This window comes from Microbispora sp. NPDC046933 (assembly GCF_040644635.1).
Lineage (GTDB): Bacteria > Actinomycetota > Actinomycetes > Streptosporangiales > Streptosporangiaceae > Microbispora.
This window is the reverse complement of the sequence record NZ_JBEYWW010000032.1, coordinates 43,275-66,610: the sequence shown is the minus strand read 5'-3', so window position 1 is coordinate 66,610 and position 23,336 is coordinate 43,275. Positions and strand designations below refer to the sequence as shown.

The window sequence follows — 23,336 nt, the reverse complement described above, 5'->3', positions numbered from 1 at the left end:
GTCAAGAGGAGAAGACGCGGTCGATGACGCGGGCGGTGGCCTTGCCGTTGTCGTGCGGCGCGTAGGTCCGCACGAAGGCCGCGTAACGGTCGGCCAGCTTGGCGGTCACGGCGTCGATGTTCCGCAGGGCCTCCACGACCTCGGGCGAGCTCTCCAGCCGCGGCCCCGGACGCTGGGACTCCAGGTCGAGGTACAGCCCTCGGGACGAGCGATACTTGGCCAGGTCCGGCGTGAACAGCACCACCGGCCGCCCGGTCGCCACGAAGTCGAACATGACCGACGAGTAGTCGGTGACGAGCACGTCGGCGATCACCAGCAGATCCGTGATGTCGGGGTAGGTCGTCACGTCGATCGCGAACCCGTCGTGGGAGTTCACGTGCGGGAAGGCCTGCATCATGTGGCCGCGGACCAGCACGACGTGGTCGGCGCCGAGCGCCCGCTTCGCGTCGGCCAGGTCGAGCTTGACCGCGGCGTTCCTGCGGTCGTAGTCGCGGTAGGTCGGCGCGTACAGGACGACCCGCTTGCCCTCGGGGATGCCGATCCGGCGCCGGATCTCCGCCGCCAGCACGTCACGGTCGCCGGAGACGAGGACGTCGTTGCGCGGGTAGCCCGACTCCAGGATCTCGCCCTCGTAGCCGAAGGCCTTGCGCAGCACGGACGACGCCCATGGGCTCTGCGACAGCAGCAGGTCCCAGCCGCGGACCTCCACAGCCTGGCGGTGCCACACCGGGGGCCGCGGCTCGCGCTTCATGTGGGCCTGGTCGCGGCCGATGTGCTTGACCGGCGTGCCGTGCCAGGTCTGCACGCACACCTGGTCCTCACGGGTGCGGAACCACTGCGGCATGAAGTTGTTGGAGACGATGTAGCGGGCGCGGGCCAGCGCCTCGTAGTGCTCCCGGCTGCCCTCGCGGACGACCGTGGGCGCCACACCGTCGCCGAGGCCCAGCTCACGTGAGCCCGGCGGCACGAACGCGCCGTCCCTGACGACCCAGATGTGCTCGCCCTCGTCGCCGCGCCGCAACCGCTCCTCGTAGACGGCCCGCGGGTTGTCCGAGTACGCGCGGCCGTCGTAGGAGACGTAGACGGTGGCCTCGCGCAGGGGCCGGGCGCGCTCGGCGGGGTAGAAGGTGCGGCTGAGCGCCCACACACCCGCCGCGCTCCGCTCGTCGCCGGGCCGGTCCTCGGCCGCCACCAGCACCGGCACGTCGTAGCGGGTGGCCACGAAGCGGTACGCCCGGCCGCCGATGGCCCGGGGACCCTCGTCCAGCGCGTCGAGAGCCGCGTGGTCGAACCGGGCGGGCACCATGGCGGGGCCGTATCTGCCGGGCGGGGCCACCGAGACGTTCCAGGTGCCCTCCGCCAGCGGCACGGCCGACCCGAAGCGCGGCATCGCACCGGGCGACAGCCGTACGGTGAACCGCTCGCCGTCGCGCTCGAGCGGCACGCGGATCGTGAGCCCGCCCCGGTGCCGCAGCACGAGGTCGCGCGGGCCCTGGTCGGGGTCGGGGTAGCGGCCGGTGAGCGTGATCGACTCGTCGTGCCACTCGGCCGAGGTGATCACCGGCAAGATCTTGTGGCCGGAGATGACCACCCGGTCGCGCCGGTCGCCCTGCACCGTGACCTCGCGCTCGCCGATGAGGAGGCGGGTCTCCTCCGCGCCCTCCAGCATGACGGCCGCGGCCGGGTCTCCCTTGGGCTCGACCCACAGCCGCCGGGACTCCGCGTTGAGCAGGGTGCCGACCGCGAGCGACAGCGAGAAACGGCTGCCGCCCTCGGCCGGGGTGAAGTCGGCCGACATGCGGTGCCCGCCGACGCGGGCCTTGCCCTTGGTGACGGGCCGGCCCGGCAGGAAGCCGGTGAGCTCGATGTTGTCGCCGTTCAGCCGCACACCGGTGAGCTGGGCGCGAGTCGGCTGGTAGACCACCTGCAGCGCCTTGTCGGAGGTCCACACGGGCCGCACCCACCAGCGGGGGCGCACCTGCAGCCCGGCCGGGCGCTCGGTGCGGCCGATCACCGGACCGCGCAGCACACCCTTGGCGCGGGCGGCGCGGCTCCAGATCACGATCTCGGCCCGCCAGGTGGTGGTGTCCTGGACGGTGTGGCGGCGGCGCAGCACCCGCTTCGCGCCGCGCACCAGGGCCCGCACGGCGGCACGCCAGCGCAGGGCGAACGGATGCAGCTCGGCCGTGAAGCCCGCCCAGTCGTAGTTGCATCCGGGTTCGCGGGCGGCGTGGGTGGCCTCGGGGCGGTAGGTCCTGCGGGTCTTCATCGTGACCCGGGGCAGCCAGCGGGGGCCGTGCAGCACGACGGTGGCGCGGTTGAACCGCCCGCTGCGGACCGACAGGCCCGCGATGTAGGCGTGCCCGGTCACCCTCAGGCGGTTGCCCACCCAGGTGATGTCGTCGATCTGCGTGACCGGCACGAGGTCGGCCGCCCGCAGGCGCAGCAGCGACGGGTCGCCGACCTCCACCGGCAGGTCGGCGTACCACCGCAGGCCCCGCCGGACCCGGCGGGAGGGCTCGGCCGCGGCGGCGGCGAGCTTGGCCAGCGCGTCGCCCTCGGCGAGCTCGCCCGGGTCCTGCGTCTCGATCAGGTGGCAGGCGACCCGGCGCCCGACCGGCAGCTCCCGCTTGACCTTCGGGTCGACCTCCGCGAGGTACGGCCGGAGCGCGTCGATGGTCTGGCGGCGGCGGGCGGGCCCGCGCTTGGCTGCGGCGTCGAGGCGCAGACCGAGGGGACCGACGATCGCCTCGCGGTCGACCTCCCGGCGCTGCGCGGGGCTCAGCCCCTCCGCGCGCACGAGCGCCACAAGCGCGTCGATGGGCTCGCCCCGGTCGTAAAGCTCCTGGACAGCCCGCAGTCGTTCGGCGACGGCGTCGCTCGTGGGTGCGGGTGTCATTCGGGAGGCACCACCCTTCGCCAGACCTGTGTTCAGAAAATGGTAATGCCCTCGGAACACTGCCAGGCCTGACTCGCGGAAGCCTGTGGATTTCCTGTGAATCGCCGGGTGACGCCCCTGTGGCACCGGGTGACGAGCGGCACTACGCCGGGGGGAAGGGCGCCGATCCGACCGCCCGGGGCGCGGTTCGTCAGCCGCCGAGTCAGGGCCTGGAGCAGGCTACTGTGATCACCACGCCGGTCAGGCCCGGCCGTCCCAGCGGGCCGCGCGCATGTCGGCCCGGGCGCCGCGGACCGGAGTGCCCTCCTCGCGCCACCGGGCCAGGCATTCGGGTTCCAGACCGGCCGCGGGGGTGCCGTTGGCGTGGATCACCCGCCACCACGGCACGGCTCCGCCCCACAGGGACATCACGCGGCCGACCTGCCGGGGTCCGCCCTCGCCGAGGTACTCGGCGACGTCTCCGTACGACATCACCTTGCCGGGTGGGATCCGCTCGACCAGGTCGAGCACCCGCTCCGCATACGGCGGCGGCTGGCCGCGACCGTCTCTCAAGCGCTCCACTCGGTCGGCCCGGCCGCGATGATCTCTTCGAGCTTGCCGAACTCATAGGTGGACGACCCGTTGATCTGCTCGACGACGCCGTTCCTGATGCCGTACGCCTCGCCGTCCTCCCCCACGAGCCGGGCCCCCATGAGATCGGTGAGACGGGCCAGCTGGGCGACCTGCCAGTCCGACCCGGGCTGGCCGAAGAGCCGTCCCGACCAGGTCGCGATCTGGTGCACGGAGTCGCCGTGGCGCGCGACGACCTCGCCCGCCTCGTGCGACCCGCGCAGCTCGAATCCGGCCTGCGCCGAGACGCTCGCGAGTTCGGCGTAGGCGAGCGGTGCATCCCGCTCTACGCGCAGCTCGTACCCCATGAGCCGCGACCTTAGCGAAACTTGACCTGGCCTTGTGACCGGAAACACCAACATCGGGAGTACCGCGTCCGAAATGCTGCAGAACGGCGGCCAACATGTGATCACCGGCGACATCCGGTCACCGGCGGCGCAGCGCGACGGCCGCGGCGCAGAAGCCGCCGATTCCGAGGGCGACGGCGATGCCGTAGATCCAGAGCCTAACCGGATCCGGCCCCGGGCGCGCGGGCCCCTGCGAGACCGGGCCCTTGCCGAAATGCGCGTCGTCCTGGACGGACGGCGCGCGGCCGTATCCGGTCAGCTCCGCGGCCTTCCGCAGGGCCGCCGCCGCGTCCACCACTCCGAATCCGACTTTGTCGTCATAACCCGCGGACGGGTGAGGACGGGAGGTGACCGTCAGAGCACGCGACACCAATTCCGGCGGCAAATCCGGATATTTCGCCTTTATTAGCGCGATCGTGCCCGCGACGATCGCGCTGGCCACACCGGTCCCCGACACGGTTCCCCGCCGGCCCCCGGCGAGGGTGACGGGCACGCGGTCGCCCGGCGCGGCGACCAGGACCGAGAGGTTGTCGCTGCTGCCCGGGGTCTTGGCGCCCTTGCGGTCGACCGCGGCGACACCCACGACCCCGGGGTAGCCCGCGGGGAACGCCCAGTAGGAGGTGCCGTTCTGCCGGGCGTACGGCGACTGGCCGGCGTCCCCCACGGCCGCGACCAGCACGACGCCCCTCGCCAGCGCGAAGGAGATGGCGTCCCGCTCCACGCGGTCCACGGCGTACGCGGGGACGGGCAGGCAGATGACCTTGGCGCCCCGGCCCGTCGCGTAGCGGATGCCGCGCGCGAGCGGGCTGTCCTGTGTTTCCCCCGCAGGGCCCTCCGGCTCGACGGAGCCGCCCTCGGGCCGGCTCCGGACCACGGGGAGCGACAGCACCCGCGCCTCCGGCGCGATCCCGGACGTCCCCCCGCCACGCCCGCTCCCGGCGATCGCCGAGGCCAGCGCGGTCACGTCGTCACCCGGGCGCACCGTCTCGTCGCCGAACATCGGGCCCGTCATGTCCGGCCCGCGCTCGACCCGGCCGCTCAACTCGGGCACGCCGGTGTCGGGCTGCCCGCCGCCGAGCAGGGCGACGGTCACGCCCGCGCCCCTGCTGACCTTCCAGGCGGCGGCGGCGTTGACGGCGTCGAGCGCCCACCGCGAGTCCCCGCGGCCGGGCGCCGATGCCGCCGCCCAGGCCGCCGGTCCGGTCCCCAGGAGAACCAGGAGGACGGCCGTCAGCGCGGCGCTGAGGGAGGCCGGCCTCAGCACACGTTCCCCTGGGTGCACCGGGGGACGTCCGGGGGCTCTCCGAGGGCGCGCGCGATGCGCCCGGCCACGGTCTCGGCCACGGGCCACATCTCGCTGTTCACCTGTTCCTCCAGGGGGACTGAGGCACGAGTCCTTCCGTCGGTGTACCCCACGGTGGAGAAGACGATGTACGGCCCGGCTCCCGCCCATCCCGTGCGCTGGCGCTGGGCCGCGCCGAAGGTGTCGGTGACCGTGCCGGGGAAGGCCACGGGCCGTACGCCCACCCGGTCGTCCACGGGCAGTTCGCCCGCCGCGTCGGCGCGGGCCTGCTCGCTCGGCAGCACGGCGACGCCCACGGTGACGGCGAACGTCGAGGTCTGGTCGACATAGGTGGCGCGCAGCATGGCCTGGCAGCCGTACTTGCGCAGGACCGACGCCACCGGCGCGTCGACCGCCGCGGCGCACGCGGCCTCGGGAGCGATGCCCACCCTGCGCGCGTACTGCTGGGCGCGGCCGAGCGCCGTGTACGGAAGCTCCTCGGGGAAGACCATGCCGGCGGGCCAGGCACGCCACCGCCGGGCCACGTCCTCGGCCACGTAGCGGGCGCGCTCGGCGTCGGTGAGCGGCCGGGACCTGTTCTCCTGGATCAGCCCGACCGACCCCAGCAGCACGTTCACGGCGGCGACGGCGAGGACGACGCCCATGATCGTCAGGTAGAGCGAGCGGAACCGGAGTCCGCGCTCGAGCTCGGCCCGTTCCCTGGCCGCCTGGGCGGCGGCGGCCCGTCCCCTCGACGCCGTCCAGGGCCGCGCGCGGGGGCGGCGGGCGGACGCGCCGAGCGGCAGTGCCCGCGGACCCGCCCGCCGGAGGCCGGACGGCGTCCGCGCCGTCTGCGGGATGCGGGACTGCTCGGGCGGCATACCTCGATGCTACGTCGGCAGGCCCGTCGGCCAAGGAGCCGGCGGCAGCGCGTCGTCTTCCTCCCGCTGCCGTCTGCGCGCCCGCCGCGTGAGCACGAGCAGGACGGCCACGCCCGCGCCGGAGCCGGCGAAGGCGCCGAGCGCGACGCCGCCGTAGAGGAGGATCGCCCCCGTGTCGCGCCGTACGACCACGATCGGGTCGTGGTCGTTCGCGGCCGAGCGGACGGGACGCGAGGGGTTCTGCACGCCCGTCCCCGACGCCGTGGCGCGGTGGCGGGCGAGGGTGGCCGCGACGCTCAGCGCCCGGTACGCGTTGACCACCCCGAACCCGGTGCCGGTGTTGTACGGCCCCCGGCGGGCGGGCGACGACGCGAGCGCCTGCGCGACGAGGGCGGGCGACATGCGGGGGTGACGCGACTTGATCAGCGCGGCGACGCCGGAGACGAGCGCGGTCGCCTGTGAGGTCCCCCGGCCGACCCAGTACTCGTCGCCGGGACCCGCCCCGAGGACGTCGACGCCCGGCGCGGCCACCATCACCGAGGAGTTGCGGTTGGAGAACGAGGCCCGCCGCAGCGTGGACGTGACGGCGGCCACCGAGATCACGCCGGGGATCGCCGCCGGGTAGGAGTACGGCGCGGTCCGCTTGCCCGCCCCGTCGTTGCCCGCCGCGGCGACCAGGACGACGCCCTTGGAGATCGCGTACTTGATCGCCGCACGCTCGTCCTTCGTCGGCATGTCCTTGGACAGCGACAGGTTGATGACCTCGGCGCCGTGGTCCACCGCGTACCGGATGCCCTTGGCGACCACGGCCTCGTACCGCGCGTCGGAGTTGAACGTGCGGAACCCGGGCTCCTCGTCCTCCAGGATCACCCGCACGGACAGCACCCTGGCCTCCGGCGCGATGCCGATGATGCCGTCGGCGCCGCCGGGACCGTGCCCGTGCCCGGCGATGAGCGAGGCCATGTACGTGCCGTGCAGGCGCACCGGCTGCACCCCGCGCGGGTTGGCCCCGGCCGTGTAGTCCCTCCCGGTGACGACCGATCCGGCGAGGTCGCGATGATCGGGGTCGACTCCCGAGTCCAGGACCGCGACGGTCACGCCCCTGCCCTTCGTCAGCCGCCAGGCGTCGTCGACATCGAGCGTGCGCAGCACGTCCTGCTGGCTGAGCCGTACGTCGTCGGCCCTGGCCGGGCCGGGCACGAGGAACGCGCCGCCCGACAGGGCGAGCGCGGCGGCGGACGCCGCGAGGAGCCTGCGGCGCAGCGCGGTCAGCACTGCCACTCCTTGGCCGCGCAGTCCGGGGACGCCGGCGCGGTGAGGATGGCGCCGACCTCCTCGGCCAGTTCCTCCGTGAACGAGAACATGGTCTCCCGCTGCTCCCCGAGCGCACGGGCCGGACGCCCGTCGACCTGCCCCGCCGTCGTCATCACGAGGTACGGCCCGGCCGCGCGCAGGATCAGCGATTGGCGCCCGCTCGCGGTGAAGCGGTCGGTCACGGTGCCGGGGAACGCGAGGGCCCGCAGCCCCGGGGCGGCCGACCCGACGCCGGGGAATATGGGGATGGCCGAGCGCGCCCTGAGCTCGTCGGGGAAGGCCGCCACGCCGATCGTCACCACGATGCCCTGGAGGGCGTCGAGGTAGGTGGCCCGCAGGATCGCCCGGCAGCCGGCGTCCTTCATCTGGCCGGCGATGGCCGCGTCGACGGCGCCGCGGCAGTCGGTGCGCGAGGAGATGCCCACCCGCCGCGCCTGCTCACGCCCGCCCTGCTCGCTCGTGTAGGCCAGGGTGGCGGGGAAGATCCGGCCGGCCGGCCAGCGCTCCCACCGCAGCGCCGTCTCGGCCGCCTGGGCCTCGCGCAGCTCCGCGGCGCTCGGTCCTCTGGTCAGCTCGGCGACGGCGGCACTGGCCGCGATCCCGCCGACGATCGCGCAGACGAGGGTGATCGCGGAGGCCACGGCCACGGCCGGCCAGGTCCGCGTCTCGCCCACTGCGCCTCCGTTCCCGTCGCGGCCTCCCTCCTTCAGTGACCTTAACGCGACCTACCGACCGCCATCCCCACAAATGTCCCCGGAAAGTACTTGACGGTTCGGAAAGTGAAAAGTACTTTCCGATGTGGAAAGAGGTGGTGACGCGGATGAACCCCGAGGAAGCGGCGCGCAGCCTGGCGACGATCCGGCAGACGCAGGCGAAGGCCATGAGAGCGCAACCCTGGCTGTCCACCTGGTTCATCACGAGCCTGGGGTTGCTGATCACCGGGATCCTGGCCGTCGCCGAGCCCGGACGGCTGCCGGTCCCGGCGATCGTCGGATGCGTGCTCCTGCTCGCCGCGGCGATGGTGGCCCTGGGCACCGTCTACGGGAAGACGCGGCCGATGAGCGTCAAGGACCCCGCGCTCCGGCGGGACTTCTCGGCCGTCTACCTGCCGTGGCTCGCCGGCGGCATCCTGCTGAGCTACGCGGTGTCGTTCCCCCTCGCGGCGGCGCACGTGCCGTACGGCATGGCCTGCGGAGGCCTCGCGATGACTCTGTACTTCGCCCTGGGCAGCCGGGCGGTCTCCCGCGCCATCGCGCGCCGGACGGCCCGCAGGTTCGAAGAGAACCGCTGATGGAGCTCGACCCCGTGATCCACGCGCCCACCCGCCTGCAGATCGTCTCGCTGCTCGCCGCGGCCGAGGAGGCGGAGTTCGGGTTCGTCCGCGACACCGTCGGCGTCAGCGACTCCGTCCTGTCCAAGCACGGCAGCGCGCTGGAAAGCGCCGGATACGTCGCCGTACGCAAGGGATACGTGGGCAAGCGGCCCAAGACGTGGTTCTCGCTCACGGCCAGGGGACGGGCGGCGTTCACCGCGTACGTCGAGAACCTGCAGCGCATCGTCGCGCCCAGCGGCCTCAGCGTGGTGCCGGACAAACACGTTTAGAGCGTGGACGGCGACGGCCGCCGCCTCGTCGGGAGGCGGCGGCCGTCAACGGTCGCGCGTCAGTAGGTCGGCAGGCTGGGGTCGACCGTCTTGATCCAGCTCAGCACGCCGCCGCCCACGTGGACGGCGTCGGAGAAGCCGGCGTTCTTGAGGACCGCGAGAACCTCGGCCGAGCGGGCGCCCGACTTGCAGTGCAGCACGATCTTCTTGTCCTGCGGCAGCTTCTCCAGGGCCGAGCCGTTGAGGAACTCGCCCTTGGGGATCAGCACGGCGCCCGGGATGCTGACGATCTCGTACTCGTTCGGCTCGCGGACGTCGATGATCATGATGTCCTCGCCCCGCTCGCGCATCGCCTCGAGCTCGGCCGCGGTGATCGTGCTGCCCGCGGCGGCCTGCTGCGCCTCGTCGGACAGCGTGCCGCAGAACGCCTCGTAGTCGATCAGCTCGGTGATCGAGGGGTTCTTGCCGCACAGCGGGCACTCGGGGTCCTTGCGGACCTTGACGTCGCGGTACTTCATCTCGAGCGCGTCGTAGATCATCAGGCGGCCGACGAGCGGCTCGCCGACGCCGGTGATGACCTTGATGGCCTCGTTCACCTGGATGGAGCCGATCGACGCGCACAGCACGCCGAGGACGCCGCCCTCGGCGCAGCTCGGAACCATGCCGGGCGGCGGGGGCTCGGGGTAGAGGCAGCGGTAGCACGGCCCGTGCTCGGCCCAGAAGACGCTCGCCTGCCCGTCGAACCGGTAGATGGACCCCCACACGTACGGCTTGCCGAGCAGCACTGCCGCGTCGTTGACCATGTAGCGGGTGGCGAAGTTGTCCGTGCCGTCCACGATGAGGTCGTAGCCGGAGAAGATGTCCATCACGTTGTCGGTCGTGAGAGCGACGTTGTGAATGACGACGTTGACCAGCGGGTTGATCTCGCGCACGGACGCGGCGGCCGACTCGGCCTTCAGGCGGCCCACGTCCGACTGCCCGTGGATCACCTGGCGCTGCAGGTTCGACTCGTCCACGACGTCGAAGTCGATGATGCCGAGCGTCCCGACCCCGGCCGCGGCCAGGTACAGCAGCGCGGGAGAGCCCAGGCCGCCCGCGCCCACACACAGCACCTTGGCGTTCTTGAGGCGCTTCTGACCCGCCATGCCGACATCGGGGATGATCAGATGGCGCGAGTAGCGGCGCACCTCGTCAACCGTCAGCTCTGCTGCCGGCTCTACCAGCGGTGGCAACGACACAGTTCCACTCCCGTTTTCGTGCCAATGGTCGCGCTCGGCTCCATGGGCCCATCACAAGCTCTTCTCACAACTTAACCGGGGTGGCCCCGCATTCCCCAATCACGCTGTTCGGCGCAGGGGCGTCCTGGTGTAGGCCAGCAGGCGCCGCGCCTCCCGGGCCACGAGCTCGGGATACTCCATCTGCGCCACGTGACCGGCGTGCGGAAGTGTGACCAGGCGCACGTCGCGGAAGACCCGTCCGGCCCGGTGCGCCATGCGGGCGTGGACCAGCCGGTCGCGCAGGCCGTACACGACGAGGGTGGGCGCGGAGACCCGCTCGGCCTGCCGCCAGAGGTTGTCGGGCCCGACGCGGAAGTATTCGCGCACGATCGCGCGGGCGCAGCCGACCATGGCCGCCCCGGCGTGCGGCAGGCCGTCACGGCGGCGCAGCTCCTCCACCGCCTCGCGTAGCCGCTCCGGGTGGACCCGCCCGGCGTCGGCGTAGCACATGCTGAGCGTCGCCTGGATGCGCCGCTCAGGCGGCAGCGCACTGAGCCAGCGGACGGCCAGCTCGCCCAGGCGCGGGGCGGCCGACATGGCGATCCTGGCCGGGCCGTACCTCGGCAGCAGGTCGGGCAGCGCCGGCGAGACCAGCGTCAGCGACCTGACGAGGTCGGGCCGCGTGGCCGCGACCCGCACCGAGACCGCGCCGCCCATGGAATTGCCGAAGAGGTGGACCGGCCCCTCCCCCAGGGCCTCGACGAGCCGGACCACCGCCCTGGCGTGGGCGGGGACCGAATAGTCGCCGTCCGAGGGCTCCGGGGAGTACCCGGCCCCCGGCAGGTCGACGGCGACCCCCCGCACCTCGTCGGCGAGCTCGCCCATCAGGTCGGTCCAGTTGGTCGCCGAGCCCGCCAGGCCGTGCACGTACACAGCGGTCTCCGGCGGCCCCTCAGGGGTCGTCCGCACATGGATCCGCGCGTCCCCCATGTCGATGAGCCGGCCGGGCCACGGTGGAATCGGCTCGACACCCACGCGTCCTCCCCTGTTCGCCTCGCGTTTCTCGACCATAACTCTGCCCGTACGCCACCTCGGCGGGCACTCCCGCTACCCGGGGGACCCGGGTTCGATCATCCGGGTTCGCCCCGATCGGCGAGAGCGACATAGGGCCAATATCACCCTCATTCGGACATTTCGAAATGCGGATACGAATCACAATTCGGACCAATGCGATCCTATCGGTGCCAACGATCCCAATAAAGCGATAAGTGAATGGCAAAAGCCGCTGATCGCCGTTTGTCGCTCGGACGGTGAGGAAAACAAGACAATGCAGGGATGATCCACCAAGGGTCATCAGTAAGGGCATTTTCCGAACGACTTGGAAAACGCCGGAGTGTCGGGGCAACAATCCTTCAAGGAGGACATGAAATGCCCAAGTTCAACAACCTGGTCGGGATTCTCGCGATCAGCGCCGCGCTCACCGGCGGTGCCGTGACCCTGGGTACCGCTGTCGCCGCCACCAGCGCGAACGCCGCCACCGTCATGGGCGGCTACGTGGGCGGCGGCGGCTACCCGTACCCCTACAACGCGAACTACAACACCAACCGCAACTCGCAGCGGCAGAAGCACAAGGCGCTGAACGGCAACAAGAACAAGAACAAGAACAAGACGAAGCAGTGGCAGCACGAGCGGCAGGGCCAAAACCAGCACCAGTTCCTGCTGCGTGACTTCACACTCGTTCTCACGCCGTTCCAGAAGACGGACACCGACGCACGGGCGCTTCCGTACAACTGGCAGTACGGAAACACGCAGTCGTACCCGTACACCCGTACGAACAGCTTCAGCGACCAGTTCAACAACCCGCGTCAGGGCCAGGACTCTCTGGCCCAGCCGAAGACGAACACGGCCACCGAGGTCAACCCGCGCGTGAAGAAGAAGGACATCGACGCGGACATCGACGTGGACGTCGAGAAGGAGAAGAAGATCGAGAAGGAGAAGAAGGACAACGACTACCAGCCGGAGATCGTGCCCTGACGGGTCCGCACGACGGCCCCCGGTGAACGTCCCGGCGACGGCGGGTGACGCGACACCGGACGGCCACCCGTACTCGTGACCGGCGGTCTCACCTGAGCCGGAACCCGCGAGCAGCGGAGCGGCGGACGCGTCCGCCGCTCCGCACCCGAACGAGTGAGCAGTCGAGGAAGCAGAGCGCCGGCGGCGGTTTCGAGGAGAGGGGCCGCCGGCGCGAGCCAGCGCATCGCGCCGCCTCATCCGCGGCGCCGTACTACTACCACCCCGCCCGGTTCCGTACGGAGCCGGGAAAGGGTCGCGATATTCAGAGGAGAACCAACCACATGTCCGTGTTGAAGAACATCGCGGGGGCCCTCGCCCTCGGCACCGCGCTGAGCGGCGCGGCCATCGTGCTCGGTGGCGCCACCGCCGGCACGGCCGGCGCAGCGACCGTCATGGGCGGGTACGTTCCCGCTCCGTCCGGCGGTGTTCGCTACGTCCCGCGGAACTACAACCGCAACTACAACAGCAACCGGCAGGGGCAGAAGCACCAGGCGGCGAACCGCAACAAGAACAAGAACAAGAACAAGAACCACGAGTGGCAGCACGCCCGTCAGTCGGAGTCCCAGGACCAGTTCCTGATGCGTGACTTCACGCTCGTGCTCACGCCGTTCCAGAAGTCGTCGAACGGCTCCGCCGCGGTTCCGTGGAACGCCCAGTGGTCGCAGAACGCCACGATTCCGTACACCAACACCACCGACTGGAACCAGATGCACAACCGGCCCTGGCAGGACCAGTCCTCGCAGGCCGACCCGCGCACGAACACGGCCACCCAGATCAACCCGAAGGCCAACCTCAAGGATGTCGACGTAGACGTCGACGCCGACATCAAGAAGAAGGAAGAGGAGAAGAAGAAGGAAGAGAAGAAGAAGGACGACAACGAGCGGCCGGGGTACGACGCCATCCCCTGATCCGCGGCGTCCGCCGCGTGGCCGGGATGACCGGTCACGCTGAGCCTCGGGCCACCGGCCCGGGTGCCGGATGAATGTGCCCGTGCTCGCCGGGGCGTGGAATTCCGCGCCCGTCGTGAGCACGGGCACTTTTCGTCGCGCCTCCGGGGCTCGTCATCGGAGCCCGGTTCCCTCCGCCGCCGCCTCCGGAGTTCCGCCCATCCCGCCGGGACCGTCTCGCCCGCCGCGGCCCACACCGTGCCCCTCCGTGCCCCTCCGCGCCCCTCGGCGCCCCTCGGCGCCCCTCGGCCGCCGCCACGCGAGACCGTCCGCCCCCGGGTGTCCCCTCTCCCCCGCCGGCCTGCCGCCGCGCCCTCGCTTCCGCACCCGGCATCCCACAATCGAATCGGACATTATGGGACAAGTCGCCCTTTTTGTCTCCAATTCGTTCCATATGCTGCTAATAGCTGATCAAAAGCTATAAGGGGGCGTTTGTCGAGTGATGCCGCCGGACATCAACGTATCGCAGGAACCCGGCCCACGGGGGCCATAGAGATATTTCTCTCGAATCTCCACCGAGAAATATCGAAGGATGCGGGGAATTCCAATCCTTTTCAAGGGGGACAGCAATGCCCAAGTTCAAGAAGGTTCTCGCCGGACTCGCACTCGGCACCGCGATCGCCGGGGGTGCGATCGCCATGAGCGCCACAGCCGCGAGCGCCGGCTGCGGAGACGGCTTCTTCGGTATGGGCGGCATGCCCTGCAACAACAACAACTTCGTTCCCTTCAACTGTAACAACAACAACAACTGCCAGCCCTTCAACAACAACAACTGCAACAACAACAACTTCTGCAACAACAACCAGAACAACAACTTCTGGAACAACCAGAGCTTCTGGAACCAGAGCGCGTTCTGCGACAACCTGGACAGCGACTCCAACTTCGCCATCGTCGGCCCCTGCGCCACGATCGCCTTCAGCGACAAGACCAACCGCGAGAACAACTTCTTCAACAACGGCTGGTTCAACAACAACTGCTGGTGGAACAACAACCAGAACAACTGCTTCAACAACAACAACAACGACAACTTCTGCAACTGAGAAAGGCGGGGCCGGCAGCGGCCCTGCGCGACAGCGCCGCTCGGAATCCTGCCAGGCGAAGGGATGACCGAAACGGCCGGCCACACGGTCCTCCACCGCCTCGACAGGAGAACGGCGCCCTGAGGCGCAGTCACGTTCCCGCGGCACCAAAGGCTCAGTGAGCACTCCACGCTTCGGGAACGACCGTTCAATCAAGCAGAAACAAGGGCTCCGGCGAGACTCTCGCCGGAGCCCTGACCTTTTTCCTCGTAAGGCGGGTCTCCACGGACGCGGGCTCCCCCCAGCAGCCGCACACGATTCGCCACCGGCGGCCGCCCGCCTCGACGGTATCGAGGCCCCGGCCCCGCGCCCCCACCGGCGATCCGGCGCTCGGCAACGGCACGGGCGGGAACACGGGCGGGACACACGGGCCGGACAGGCGCCCCCGCTTCTCTCTCCTTCCGAACTCCGATGCGTGACACCTCTCGCATAAATCGGTCAATCGAGACATTTCTCCCCTAATCCCTCTAAGTCAGTTCATAAGATTCTAACTAGTGATCAAAAGGCTTAGATGCTCGTTTGTTGGGCCACGGTGCTGGAAATCATGACAGCAGCAGGAAGACGGGCCTAACCGAAGGCCTAAAGGACATTTCTTTCGTATCATCCAAGAAATGTCCTCAACTAATTCAGGGAAACTGAATCCTGTCAAGGGGGACACGCATGTCCAAGCTCTACAAGGTCATCGCCGGCCTCGCGCTCAGCACCGCCGCAGTCGGGGGCGCGCTCGCCCTTGGCGCCGGCGCCGCCAGCGCCGGCTGCGGGAACGGTGACGTCGACCGTCCCATCGCCCGGAACGGCCTGGCCAACGGCGTCGACGACAGCACGGGCGGCATCGCCCAGGGCAACAGGGGTATCGGCGAGCGCGGCGAGCGGGAGAACGTCTTCCCCGTCTTCTTCAACCCGAACAACAACAACAACTTCGATCGGAACGACCGCAACCAGAACTTCAACCAGAACGACAACAACAACTGGTGGAACAACCAGCAGTTCTGGAACCAGGGGGCGTTCGCCGACCGGCGTGACGACTTCTCCGGCTTCGGCCTCGTCGCCAAGGACGTCGCGATCGGCTTCCAGGACAAGGAGAACAAGGACAACACCTGGTTCAACAACAACTGGTGGAACAACAACAACTGGTGGAACTGCAACGACAACAACTGGTGGAACCACAACAACAACGACCGCGTGAACAACGACGTGAACTGAGAAGGCAGGTCCAGCGGCTCCTGCGAGACGATCGCGCCGTTCCGGAAAGATGACGGATCCGGAAGGCCTCCCACGAGGTCTCCGACTCCGGCTCACGGACTGGCGCCGTTGAGTGCAGAGACACGTTCCTCGACCGGCCGGCCGCTCGCTCACCGAGCGACGACAGCCTGAACGGGAACGGCCGTCAATCCTCCTACAGTGACAACCAAGGGCTCCGGCGGGAAGGTTCCGCCGGAGCCCTGCTCTTTTCCCTGGCCACGCTCGTCACCGCCGCTCACTTCCCGCCGCGGCCTTTCCTTCCGCCCCCGGTCGCAGCCGCTCCAGACCTCCCCGGCCGGCCCCGCCGATGGCAAACGCAGGGAAGCCTGCACCCCCGCTCACCGAACGTCAGAACGCGGCCGCACCAGGGGGGCAAATCGTACCTATCACTACATAAGGCGCATTATCCATCGAATCAAGCCTATACGCAGCTAATCATTAACTAAAAGCAGCAGACGTCAGTTTGTCGGGCCGCCCGGCAGGAAATCACCCTAACGTCGGAAGCAAGGCTCAATAAGAGCCACGGAGAAATTCCTGCCCGCAGTAGGCGGCCAGGAAATACCGATAGACGCAGGGCAATTCGAAATTGAATCCTGTCAGGGAGGAACCATAATGCCCAACCTCAAGAAGATCTTCGCAGGGCTCGCGCTCAGCACCGCGGTCGTCGGCGGGGCCGTCGCCATGGGCGCCACGGCCGCCAGCGCCGACGACAACCCCTTCTTCTTCAAGAAGAACGAGGACCGCCCCATCGCAAAGGACGGCGCGGCCAACGGCGTCGACGACAGCACGGGCGGCATCGCCCAGGACAACAAGAAGGGGGAGGACTTCCCGCACGCGTTCTTCCCGAACAACAACAACCGGGAGCGCAACGACCGCGACCACAACATCAACGACCAGAACCAGAACAACTGGTGGGACACCAACAACTGGTGGGGCCAGAACCTCTACAAGGATGACAAGGCTGAGCACGACGCCTTCGGCCTCGTCGCCAAGGACGTCGCCTTCGGTTTCCAGGAGAAGGACGACAAGACCTTCAACTGGCTCAACAACAACTGGTGGGCCGACCAGAACTGGTGGGACAACAACAACGACGACTGGTGGAACCGCCACGACCGCGAGCACAACAACAACAACAACAAGAACAACAACAACAACGTCTGATCCGCGAGGTCTGACGCCTCGCGCGACACCGCGCCGTCCGGCGGGGTGACGGAAGCGGCGGGCACGACCGCCCGCGGGTTCCTCTCCGCCGGCCGCCGGGGACGACGGTGCCGGTGAGTGCAGCCAGGTGTTCTCAGCGCATCCACGCGCCGAGCGGCAGGAAGCCTGAAAACACCGTCCACCGGATGGCATGAGACAAGGGCTCCGGCGAGATCCTCGCCGGAGCCCTGACCTTTTGCGCGCCCGATCCCGCCCCTGCCCCCATGGCCCGCGCCGCGTCCTCCAGTGCGGAGCCGTCTCACGAGAGGGGCCGAAGCGGACGAAAACCGGGGATTGCGGAACACCGGAAGGGGGAACGACGGACCGCCCTACCCTGGATCCCGCACAGGCACGTCAGACATGAACGTCGATCAGGTCAGCGGTCGCCTAACGCGGGGCATCGCACCACAACCAGAGCCCAAATCCCCTCCGGCCGAGTTTGGCGGTAGGCCGCATCGGTAATTAAGACGCCACGGGCGATAGCCGGACATACAGGACATCGCTCGGACATTCCCGACAGTCCCTGGGAATGTCGCACTCGGGCACTCCATCCTTCGAGGAGGACCTCAATGCCCAAATTCCGGAACGTCATCACCGGTCTTGCGGTCAGTACGGTAATGGCCGGCGGCGCGCTCGTCCTGAGCACCGTCAGCGCCCACGCAGCCACCCCTGGCACCCCGACCATCAGCAGCAAGTGGGGCCCCGGCTCGGACCGCTGGGACCGCTGCGGGCGTCGCAATCGCGGCTGCCGTAACACGGCCGTCAACCGCAACGACTTCCGCTTCTTCAAGCTCAAGAAGGAGAAGAAGATCGTCCGGCCCGTCGAGGCCAACGCATCCGGTGACGCCGTCCTCGAGATCGACGGCGACGACGACGACTGACGGGTGACACCCACTCGTACGGGGCCGTCGGCGCGAAGCCGCGGTGTCCGGGCTCGCCCTGATCACGCCTCCGCCACCTCCGTGGCGATCGGGCAGCGGTGAACGGACGGCCGAGAGCTAGCGGCCCTGTACGGATCGCCCACTTCCGTACCGTGAGAAAGCCCCGGCGGAACAGCCCGCCGGGGCTCCTCTGAACAGATCTGGCGGATTCAGGCCGAGCGGCGCGTCTTCCGCTTCTTGGGCGCCTTCTCCTCCTCGTCCGCGCCGGAGGCGGCGGCCTTGGCCTTGGGGGCTCTGCCGGGCGACTTGGCCGCGGCGGCGCCCTGGCGCTCCCGCTTGGCCGCCTCGACGCTGGCCCGCAGCGCGGCCATCAGGTCGACGGCCGGCCCGGCCTCGGCGGGGGCCTCGGGGGCGACGACCTCCTTGCCCGCCACCTTGGCCTCGATGACCTCCTGCAGCGCCTCCCGGTAGGCGTCCTTGTACTCCGCCGGATCGAAGTCCGCCACCATGGTCTCGATCAGGGACTCGGCCATCTTCAGTTCCTGCGGCCGTACGTCGACGTCCTCCTCGAGGAACCCGAAGTCGGCCTCGCGGATCTCGTCCGGCCAGAGCATGGTCTCCAGCACGAAGACGCCGTCCCGGACGCGGAGCGCGGCCAGCGACTCGCGCTGCCGCAGGGCGACCTTCACGACCGCCACCTGTCCCGACCGCTCCAGCGCGTCCCGCAGCAGCACGTACGGCTTCGCGCCCTGCCCGTCCGGCTCCAGGTAGTACGACTTGGCGAAGTAGATGGGGTCGATCTGTTCCGCGGGGGTGAACTGCAGCACGTCGATCCTGCGGGAGGAGGTCAGCGGCAGGTCGGCGAAGTCCTCGTCGGTCAGCACGACCATCTCACCGGTCGCGAGCTCGTATCCCTTGGCGATGTCGGAGTAGGGCACCTCTTCGCCGTCGACCGAGCAGACCCTCTTGTATTTGATCCTTCCGCCGTCCTCCCGGTGCACCTGGTGGAACGTGACGTCCTTCTGCTCGGTCGCCGAGTAGAGCTTCACCGGAATGGTGACAAGACCGAACGAGATCGCGCCTTTCCAGATGCTGCGCATAGCCACATTCTCGTCTCTGTGTTCGAACAACGCTATGGTGGGATTCAAGGGAGTTACCTCATGGGCAGGTACCCACTATGGCGGTGCCGTATCCGATCGAGCCGATGCTTGCCATTCCAGGAGAAATCCCCTCCGACCCCGAGGCGTACGCGCTCGAGGTGAAGTGGGACGGCATCCGCGCGCTCGCGTACGTCGACGGCCGCGTGCGGGTGACCGGGCGGCACGGCGCCGACTACACCTCCCGCTATCCCGAGATCTCCGCCGCCGTGGCCCCGCTGGCCGGGCACAGGGCGGTCGTCGACGGCGAGGTGGTGGCCTTCGACCCGGAGGGCCGGCCCAGCTTCGCCCTGCTCCAGAAGCGCATGCACGTCACCGATCCCGCCGGGGCCCACCTGCTCGGCCGGCTGCCGGTCTCCTACGTGCCCTTCGACCTGCTCCACCTCGACGGGCACACGCTGCTCGACCTGCCCTACCGGGACCGGCGGGCGCTGCTCGACTCGCTCGGCCTGGGCGCGCCGCCGTACTTCCCCTGTGAACCGGCGGTGCTGGAGGCCACCAGGCGGCAGGGACTGGAGGGCGTGGTCGCCAAGCGCCTCGACTCGCCCTACCGGCCGGGGCGCAGGGCGGAGTGGTGGATCAAGGTCAAGAACCTGCGCTCCGCCGAGGTGGTCGTCGGCGGCTGGCGGCCGGGCAGGGGCCGCCGCGCGGGCGGCGTCGGCTCGCTCCTGCTCGGCATGTACGCCGGGACCTCCCCGGCCGCGTTCCTCTTCGCCGGCCACGTGGGCACCGGGTTCACCGACGCGATGCTCGGCGACATCCTCCACCTGATTGAGCCGCTGGAGATCGGGCAGAGCCCCTTCTCTGACGGGCTTCCGAGGGAGATCTCCAGGAACGCCCGGTGGGTCAGGCCCGAGGTGGTCGGCGAGGTGGCGTTCACGATGTGGACCCGGGACGGGCGGCTGCGCAACCCCGTGTGGCGGGGCGTGCGCACCGACAAGATCCCCGCGGAGGTGCGGCGGGAGGAGCAGCGATGACGGAGAAGGTGCGGGTGAAGGTCGAGGGCCGCCTGCTGGTCCTGACCAACCTGGACAAGGTTCTCTACCCCGACGCCGCGTTCACCAAGGCCGAGGTGATCGACTACTACACCCGGATCGCGCCGGTCCTGCTGCCGCACCTCAAGGGACGCCCCCTCACGGTCAAGCGTTACCCGAACGGCGTCGACGGCCAGTTCTTCTTCGAGAAGAACGTCCCCGAGCACACCCCCGACTGGGTCCGTACGGTGACCCTGCCCGCGCCGGGCAGCACCAAGAACCGCGAGGAGATCGACTTCGCGGTCGTGGACGACCTGCCGACCCTGGTCTACTACGCCAACCTGGCCGCCCTGGAGATCCACGTGCCGATGTGGCGGGTGGCCAAGGACGGCGAGCCGCAGCCGCCCGACACCCTCGTCTTCGACCTCGACCCGGGCGCCCCGGCCACGATCGTCGACTGCTGCCGGGTCGCCGTCCTGCTGCGGCGGGCCCTGGCGGACGACGGCCTGGAGAGCTACCCCAAGACCAGCGGCCAGAAGGGCATGCAGGTCTACGTCCCCTGGGACCGGGGCCCGGAGACCTCCGACTACGCCAAGGCGCTCGCCCGGCGGATGCAGGCGGAGCATCCGTTCGTGACCAGCGTGATGGCGAAAAAGGAGCGGCCGGGCAAGGTCTTCATCGACTGGAGCCAGAACAACCCGGCCAAGACGACCGTCGCGCCCTACTCGCTGCGCGCGGCCGGGCGGCCGACCGCGTCCACTCCCCTGCTGTGGGAGGAGGTCGAGGCGTGCGAGAGCCCGGACCAGCTGGTGTTCACCACATCTGACGTGCTGGAGCGCGTGGCGGAACACGGCGACCTGTTCGTGGCCCTCACCGCTTAGCCCGGCCGCCACCCTGGCCGTAGTGTTGGACCTGTCGCAGCCGACCTTCGAACGGAAGGACAAGCAGATGCCCGAGATGGACCCCCTCGACGAGGTGGTCGAGGAGATCTCGATCGAGGCGCCGGAGGCCGACGCGGTCGAGCAGCACCAGCTCGTCAAGGTCGCCGACGACAGGCGCTGGCCCGAGCGTGTCCCGTTCGACGCCGACCCGGCCGACGTGGCCGAGCAGGAGCGTACGGTCGACCTCGACGACGACGACTATCGCTGATCCGGATTACCGACACGTAGGATGAGGCCTCGGGGCGGGAGCCCCCGATGCGCATCTTGCAAGGAGACTGCCGTGACCGCTACCCCGGACGCCAAGCCCCGGGGCACCCGGCTACCCCGGATGGCCCGCCGCCGCCAGTTGCTGAGCGCGGCACAGGAAGTGTTCGTGGAGAACGGCTACCACGCGGCGGCGATGGACGAGATCGCCGAGCGGGCCGGTGTGAGCAAGCCGGTGCTCTACCAGCACTTCCCGGGCAAGCTGGAGCTGTATCTCGCGCTGCTCGACCTGCACGTCGACGACATGGTGACCCGGTGCCGGCAGGCGCTCGAGTCCACCACCGACAACAAGCAGCGGGTGCAGGCCGCCATCGGCGCCTTCTTCGACTTCGTCTCCAGTCAGGGCGAGGCGTTCCGGCTCGTCTTCGAATCCGACCTGCGCAACGTCGCGCCCGTACGGCAGCGGATGGAGCGTTCGCTGCACGAGAGCGCCGAGGCGATCAGCCGGGTGATCCAGGAGGACACCGGCTGCTCCAGCGACGAGGCGCACCTGCTCGGCGTGGGCCTGGTCGGCATGGCCGAGGTGAGCGCTCGCTACTGGCTGAGCAGCCACGGCTCGATCCCCAAGGAGGCGGCGACCCAGCTGATGGCGCGCCTGGCCTGGCGCGGCATCAGCGGTTTCCCGCGCACCGGCTGACCGGAATCCTGTTCGCTTCACGCGATCACAGGGCTCGCCGCTCCCTGAGGCGACGACGATGGGTAGGGAACAGCCCTCGCGAAAGGGGAGCCCGATGGAAATAAAGATCGGCGTGCAGTCGGTGCACCGTGAACTCGTCGTGGAGACCGACCTGTCGGCCGAGGAGATCGAGGAGGAGCTCCGCAAGGCGCTCGCCTCCGACAAGGGCGTCTTCTCACTCACCGACACCTCGGGCCGCCGTGTGGTCGTCCCTGTGGACTCGCTCGGCTTCGTCGAGATCGGCGAGGACGAGTCGCGCCCCGTCGGCTTCGGCGGGACGCTCTAGCGCGCCTGCACGGCCGCCGTCGGACCGTCGGCGGCGCGCGCTCACCACGCGCGCCGTCCCGACGGCCGACCGTGTGCTTGACAGGGTGCTCCGCCGTGTGCTCGACCGTGTGCTCCGCCGACCGGCCGCCCGCGATCGGCAGCGGGGTCAGGTGCGTCCGTAACCGCATCCGCGGGGGCGGCGGGTCAGATCCGCGTGATGGGGATCCCGCCTCCCGCTGATCGTCGGACAGCCCGCGCTTCCTCTCCGCAACACCGCACGCGGAGTCCAGTTGTTCGGCCCACATCTCGTCAAGGAAGTGCCGTAGCGGCGCGAGGCCCTCATGCTCGCACCGTACATCCGTTTGGCACGTGCGCGACCCACGAACGCCGGACCGGCGGGTGCGCGGGGCGGGCTCCAGGCCCTCCCGTTCCCCGCCGCTCCATGCGTCGGGCCAGGTCAGCGGGGCGACTGCGGAAGACAACCCCGGAGGGAAACCGCGGACACTACGGGCCGGGCGTGAGGCCGAGAGCCGCCATCCGCTTGCCGTGCTCCTCGGTCAGCCTGGCGAACAGCCGCCCGATCTCCGCCAGGTCCTCGCCCTCCTCGCCCACCAGCAGGGCGGCGAGCTGCGGCCGGGCGGCGGCGAGCCGCTGCCCCTGGCTCAGCGCCTCGCCGACCATGCGGCGCGCCCACAGCGCGAGACGGCCGCACAGCCGCGGGTCGGCGTCCAGCGCGGCGCGCACCCGCTCCACCGCGAACTCCCCACGGCTCTCGTCGGTCAGCACCTCGTCCACCAGGGCGCTGACCGAGGGAGTGGTGTGGCGCGCCGCCTCGCGGTAGAAGTCGCCCGCGATTCCCACGCCGACGTACGCCTTGATCAGCGCCTCGTGCCAGTCCTTCGGCCTGGTCTGGGCGTGCCAGGCGTCGATCGCCTCCACGAAGGGGGCCATGGCCTCCTCGGGATCGACGCCGAGCGAGGCCAGCCGGTCCCGCAGCACCCGGAAATGCCCGTACTCGGTCGCGGCCACGTCCCCGAGGGCGGCCCTGTCGTTCAGCGTCGGAGCCAGCAGGGCGGCGTCCTCGGCCAGCCGCAGGAAGGCGGTGAGCTCGGCGTACGCGAGCACACCGAGCAGGTCCACAATCCCGGGAGAGGAATCACTCATGGGTGCAGCGTACGGCTCCCGCGCTCCCCCGCCTTCTCGGGCGACACAGCAAGAGCTTTTAGCGAGAAGACGCAGAAATCGGTTCCGTGTTGTGGTATCGAGTAGACTGCTTCGTGGAAGTGCGACCGCACTGTGCCGATCACTGTGTCGATCCGGGGTCATCCCCCGGACCCCCAGGAACCACTGGATGCCGCGGTCGCTGATCACGACGAGGGCGCGACTGTCCGCGAGGACCCGGACCGGGGAGGCTCTGCCGGCCGGATGTCCCGGAAGGCCGCCTTCGCATTGATTGAGGCAGGCCACGCTGACAACGACGTTCC

At 69.7% G+C, this 23,336-nt stretch carries 24 protein-coding genes; 13 read left to right on the top strand and 11 right to left on the bottom strand.

What is annotated here, in order from left to right; all coding sequences use genetic code 11:
• Position 1: 1 nt before the first annotated feature.
• From ABZ857_RS33775 to ABZ857_RS33745, 7 genes are all read right to left on the bottom strand, one after another.
• Entirely contained in the window at positions 2-2,899 is a 2,898-nt protein-coding gene (locus ABZ857_RS33775; RefSeq protein ID WP_357051349.1) for a CDP-glycerol glycerophosphotransferase family protein, read from the bottom strand.
• 240 nt (positions 2,900-3,139) lie between these two features.
• A complete protein-coding gene (locus ABZ857_RS33770) occupies positions 3,140-3,460 on the bottom strand; it encodes an MGMT family protein (protein WP_357051346.1) in 321 nt (106 codons plus the stop codon).
• Positions 3,448-3,816, bottom strand: a complete 369-nt coding sequence (locus tag ABZ857_RS33765; protein WP_357051343.1) for a hypothetical protein — start codon at positions 3,814-3,816, stop codon at positions 3,448-3,450. Before ABZ857_RS33765 ends, ABZ857_RS33770 begins: the two co-directional genes overlap by 13 nt.
• 118 nt (positions 3,817-3,934) lie before the next feature.
• On the bottom strand, positions 3,935-5,119 hold the full coding sequence (locus tag ABZ857_RS33760) for a S8 family serine peptidase (RefSeq protein ID WP_357051340.1): 1,185 nt from the start codon (positions 5,117-5,119) through the stop codon (positions 3,935-3,937).
• A complete protein-coding gene (locus ABZ857_RS33755; RefSeq protein ID WP_357051337.1) occupies positions 5,113-6,018 on the bottom strand; it encodes a hypothetical protein in 906 nt (301 codons plus the stop codon). The genes ABZ857_RS33760 and ABZ857_RS33755 overlap by 7 nt, the downstream gene beginning before the upstream one ends.
• 9 nt (positions 6,019-6,027) lie before the next feature.
• Positions 6,028-7,293, bottom strand: coding sequence for a S8 family serine peptidase (locus ABZ857_RS33750; protein ID WP_357051334.1), 1,266 nt, complete (start codon positions 7,291-7,293; stop codon positions 6,028-6,030).
• On the bottom strand, positions 7,287-8,006 hold the full coding sequence (locus tag ABZ857_RS33745) for a hypothetical protein (protein WP_357051331.1): 720 nt from the start codon (positions 8,004-8,006) through the stop codon (positions 7,287-7,289). The genes ABZ857_RS33750 and ABZ857_RS33745 overlap by 7 nt, the downstream gene beginning before the upstream one ends.
• Before the next feature lie 146 nt (positions 8,007-8,152).
• Between ABZ857_RS33745 and ABZ857_RS33740 the strand changes: the two genes are divergently transcribed.
• Together ABZ857_RS33740 and ABZ857_RS33735 are read left to right on the top strand one after the other, a co-directional pair.
• Entirely contained in the window at positions 8,153-8,623 is a 471-nt protein-coding gene (locus tag ABZ857_RS33740) for a hypothetical protein (RefSeq protein WP_357051327.1), read from the top strand.
• On the top strand, positions 8,623-8,934 hold the full coding sequence (locus ABZ857_RS33735) for a transcriptional regulator (RefSeq protein ID WP_357051325.1): 312 nt from the start codon (positions 8,623-8,625) through the stop codon (positions 8,932-8,934). Before ABZ857_RS33740 ends, ABZ857_RS33735 begins: the two co-directional genes overlap by 1 nt.
• Before the next feature lie 59 nt (positions 8,935-8,993).
• Here ABZ857_RS33735 and moeZ read toward each other — a convergent pair whose 3' ends face one another.
• Both moeZ and ABZ857_RS33725 read right to left on the bottom strand, forming a co-directional pair.
• A complete protein-coding gene (moeZ, locus tag ABZ857_RS33730; protein WP_357051322.1) occupies positions 8,994-10,172 on the bottom strand; it encodes an adenylyltransferase/sulfurtransferase MoeZ in 1,179 nt (392 codons plus the stop codon).
• Positions 10,173-10,271: 99 nt separating this feature from the next.
• Entirely contained in the window at positions 10,272-11,186 is a 915-nt protein-coding gene (locus ABZ857_RS33725) for an alpha/beta fold hydrolase (protein WP_357051319.1), read from the bottom strand.
• Positions 11,187-11,579: 393 nt separating this feature from the next.
• Between ABZ857_RS33725 and ABZ857_RS33720 the strand changes: the two genes are divergently transcribed.
• The 6 genes from ABZ857_RS33720 (at position 11,580) to ABZ857_RS33695 (ending at position 17,573) form a co-directional block, all read left to right on the top strand.
• Positions 11,580-12,185 carry a hypothetical protein gene (locus ABZ857_RS33720; protein ID WP_357051316.1) on the top strand — a complete coding sequence of 202 codons (606 nt, stop codon included), beginning with the start codon at positions 11,580-11,582 and terminating at the stop codon, positions 12,183-12,185.
• A 320-nt stretch (positions 12,186-12,505) separates the two neighbouring features.
• Positions 12,506-13,132, top strand: coding sequence for a hypothetical protein (locus ABZ857_RS33715; protein WP_357051313.1), 627 nt, complete (start codon positions 12,506-12,508; stop codon positions 13,130-13,132).
• A gap of 608 nt (positions 13,133-13,740) precedes the next feature.
• A complete protein-coding gene (locus ABZ857_RS33710) occupies positions 13,741-14,211 on the top strand; it encodes a hypothetical protein (protein ID WP_357051310.1) in 471 nt (156 codons plus the stop codon).
• A gap of 699 nt (positions 14,212-14,910) precedes the next feature.
• Entirely contained in the window at positions 14,911-15,453 is a 543-nt protein-coding gene (locus tag ABZ857_RS33705) for a hypothetical protein (protein WP_357051308.1), read from the top strand.
• 651 nt (positions 15,454-16,104) lie between these two features.
• Positions 16,105-16,653 (top strand): hypothetical protein, encoded by a 549-nt coding sequence (locus ABZ857_RS33700; RefSeq protein ID WP_357051305.1) that lies wholly within the window; start codon positions 16,105-16,107, stop codon positions 16,651-16,653.
• Positions 16,654-17,261: 608 nt separating this feature from the next.
• The gene (locus ABZ857_RS33695; protein ID WP_357051302.1) at positions 17,262-17,573 is read left to right on the top strand and encodes a hypothetical protein; all 312 of its coding nucleotides are present in this window, start codon (positions 17,262-17,264) and stop codon (positions 17,571-17,573) included.
• A gap of 209 nt (positions 17,574-17,782) precedes the next feature.
• Here the strand turns inward: ABZ857_RS33695 and ABZ857_RS33690 are convergent, their stop codons facing one another.
• Positions 17,783-18,673: a Ku protein gene (locus ABZ857_RS33690; protein ID WP_357051299.1), complete on the bottom strand. Its 891-nt coding sequence runs from the start codon at positions 18,671-18,673 to the stop codon at positions 17,783-17,785.
• A 104-nt stretch (positions 18,674-18,777) separates the two neighbouring features.
• On the opposite strand from ABZ857_RS33690, the gene ligD (ABZ857_RS33685) reads away from it, so the two are divergent.
• From ligD (ABZ857_RS33685) to ABZ857_RS33665, 5 genes are all read left to right on the top strand, one after another.
• On the top strand, positions 18,778-19,707 hold the full coding sequence (gene ligD / locus ABZ857_RS33685) for a non-homologous end-joining DNA ligase (protein ID WP_357051296.1): 930 nt from the start codon (positions 18,778-18,780) through the stop codon (positions 19,705-19,707).
• Positions 19,704-20,585, top strand: a complete 882-nt coding sequence (ligD, locus tag ABZ857_RS33680) for a non-homologous end-joining DNA ligase (protein WP_357051293.1) — start codon at positions 19,704-19,706, stop codon at positions 20,583-20,585. Before ligD (ABZ857_RS33685) ends, ligD (ABZ857_RS33680) begins: the two co-directional genes overlap by 4 nt.
• A 22-nt stretch (positions 20,586-20,607) precedes the next feature.
• Positions 20,608-20,853: a hypothetical protein gene (locus tag ABZ857_RS33675; RefSeq protein ID WP_239108895.1), complete on the top strand. Its 246-nt coding sequence runs from the start codon at positions 20,608-20,610 to the stop codon at positions 20,851-20,853.
• 72 nt (positions 20,854-20,925) lie between these two features.
• A complete protein-coding gene (locus ABZ857_RS33670) occupies positions 20,926-21,546 on the top strand; it encodes a TetR/AcrR family transcriptional regulator (RefSeq protein ID WP_030507436.1) in 621 nt (206 codons plus the stop codon).
• Between the two features lie 94 nt (positions 21,547-21,640).
• Positions 21,641-21,871 (top strand): DUF3107 domain-containing protein, encoded by a 231-nt coding sequence (locus ABZ857_RS33665; RefSeq protein ID WP_079315485.1) that lies wholly within the window; start codon positions 21,641-21,643, stop codon positions 21,869-21,871.
• A gap of 485 nt (positions 21,872-22,356) precedes the next feature.
• On the opposite strand, the gene ABZ857_RS33660 is transcribed toward ABZ857_RS33665, so the two are convergent.
• Positions 22,357-23,016, bottom strand: coding sequence for a ferritin-like fold-containing protein (locus ABZ857_RS33660; protein ID WP_357051289.1), 660 nt, complete (start codon positions 23,014-23,016; stop codon positions 22,357-22,359).
• Positions 23,017-23,336 lie beyond the last annotated feature (320 nt).